The organism is Pseudomonas sp. NPDC098747 (assembly GCF_044760045.1).
Taxonomy (GTDB): Bacteria; Pseudomonadota; Gammaproteobacteria; order Pseudomonadales; family Pseudomonadaceae; genus Aquipseudomonas.
This window is the reverse complement of record NZ_JBIWAL010000087.1, coordinates 11,100-13,033: the sequence shown is the minus strand read 5'-3', so window position 1 is coordinate 13,033 and position 1,934 is coordinate 11,100. Positions and strand designations below refer to the sequence as shown.

Annotated in this window: 3 protein-coding genes; all 3 read left to right on the top strand. The window is 60.5% G+C overall.

What is annotated here, in order from left to right; all coding sequences use genetic code 11:
* Positions 1–582 (top strand): tetratricopeptide repeat protein (locus ACIQVE_RS27880; protein WP_402814835.1); only part of this gene is annotated, 582 nt, incomplete at its 5' end.
* A complete protein-coding gene (gene bamB / locus ACIQVE_RS27875; protein WP_402814832.1) occupies positions 575–1,726 on the top strand; it encodes an outer membrane protein assembly factor BamB in 1,152 nt (383 codons plus the stop codon). The genes ACIQVE_RS27880 and bamB, both read left to right, overlap by 8 nt.
* A gap of 139 nt (positions 1,727–1,865) precedes the next feature.
* Positions 1,866–1,934, top strand: a 69-nt coding sequence (locus ACIQVE_RS27870) for a GTPase (RefSeq protein WP_402814841.1), incomplete at its 3' end; no start/stop codon positions are given.

Here is a 1,934-nt window from a genome sequence, read left to right as displayed (position 1 = left end):
AAACCGCTGGTCACCGGCGGCCTGTTGGCGCTGGTCATCGTGTTCGGCTGGCAGGCCTATCACAAGTATCAAGGCAACCAGTCGCAAGGCGCCTCGGTGCTCTATCAGCAACTGCTGGAAACCACGCTGACGCCTGACGGCAAGCCTGATGCTGCCCGCGTTGCGGATCTGGCCGGCAAGCTCAACAGCGAATTCGGCGGCACTGCCTACGCGCAGTACGGCAGCCTGTTCGTGGCCAAAGTTGCAGTCGACAGCGGCAAGCTGGACGACGCGGCGACCGAGCTGAAAGCGATTGTCGACAAACCGGCCAGTCCGGCGCTGGGCGAAATCGCCCGTCAGCGTCTGGCGCAGGTGCTGGGTGCACAGGACAAGGCTGATGACGCCCTGAAACTGCTCGAAGGCGACGCCGACAAAGCGTTCCTGGCCACTCGCGAAGAACTCAAGGGCGACCTGCTGGTGAAGCTGGGCCGTACCGACGACGCGAACAAGGCGTATCAAAAAGCCAAGGCGGCACTGTCGGATGAAGCGGCGGTCGGTGGCCTTCAAATCAAGCTCGACGACCTGGCCAAAGGGGATGCGTGACGTGATCCGTTGGAAGCATGCAGCATTGCTGGCTCTGGCCATTCTGGCCGCGGGTTGCAGCAGCAACAGCAAAAAAGAATTGCCACCGGCTGAACTGACCGACTTCAAAGAAGAAGTGGTTCTGCAAAAGCAGTGGAGTCGTTCGATCGGTGACGGTCAGGGCGAAACCTACAACATGCTGGTACCGGCGATCGACGGTGACACCATCTACGCGGCCGATGTGACCGGCGTGGTAATGGCCATGGATCGCAGCAACGGCGACGTGAAGTGGGAACAGGATCTTGATTTGCCTGTCTCCGGCGCCGTTGGCGTGGGTTACGGTCTGGTTCTGATTGGTACGCTGCGTGGCGAAGTCGTCGCTCTGGACACCATCAACGGTGAAGAGAAGTGGCGTGCTCGCGTCAACAGTGAAGTCCTCGCGCCGCCGGCCAACAACGGCGACGTAGTAGTGGTGCAGACCCAGGACGATCGTCTGATCGGTCTGGATGCTTCCACCGGTACTCAACGCTGGGTGTATGACAGCACTCCGGCCGTACTGACCCTGCGTGGCACCAGCGCACCGCTCGTGACCAACCGCCTCGCGGTGGCTGGCCTGTCGACTGGTAAAGTAGTCGCCCTGGATATTTCCAACGGCGTGCCGGTCTGGGAACAACGCATCGCGATTCCACAGGGTCGTTCGGAACTGGAGCGCGTGGTCGACATCGACGGCGGTCTGCTGTTGTCCGGCGGGACGCTGTACGTTGCCAGCTACCAGGGTCGCGTTGCGGCACTGGATCTGGAAAGCGGTCGTCAACTCTGGCAGCGCGATGCGTCGAGCTATGCCGGTATTGCCCAAGGTTTCGGCAGCGTTTACGTGAGCCTGTCTTCGGGCACCGTTGAAGGCGTCGACGAGCGTTCTACCACGGCTTTGTGGACCAACGATTCGCTGGCTCGCCGTCAACTGTCGGCTCCGGAAGTGTTCTCCAGCTATGTTGCAGTAGGTGACCTGGAAGGTTATCTGCATCTGCTGAGTCAGGTTGACGGTCGTTTCGTCGGCCGTGAGCGCATCGACAGCGACGGCCTGCGTGCCCGTCCGCTGGTGGTGGGTGACACGATTTATGTGTATGGCAACAGCGGCAAACTGGAAGCCCTGACCATCAAGTAACAACTATGCTTGGGGATAACACCCCAGGCAGCTTCACTTGTGGGAGTGAACCTGTTCGCCCCCACAGTGTTGCCCCGAGCACCAGCCGCTGCCTCGCAGCGGCTTTTGTATTTTCTGAAATAACGAAGTGGAGAGCCGCATGGTTCCCGTAATCGCCCTGGTGGGCCGACCGAACGTCGGCAAGTCCACCTTGTTCAACCGCCTGACA

Bases quoted from the DNA above. Each gene is read 5' to 3' on its own strand.
- bamB (WP_402814832.1), top strand. From the start codon at position 575: ATGCGTGACGTGATCCGTTGGAAGCATGCAGCATTGCTGGCTCTGGCC.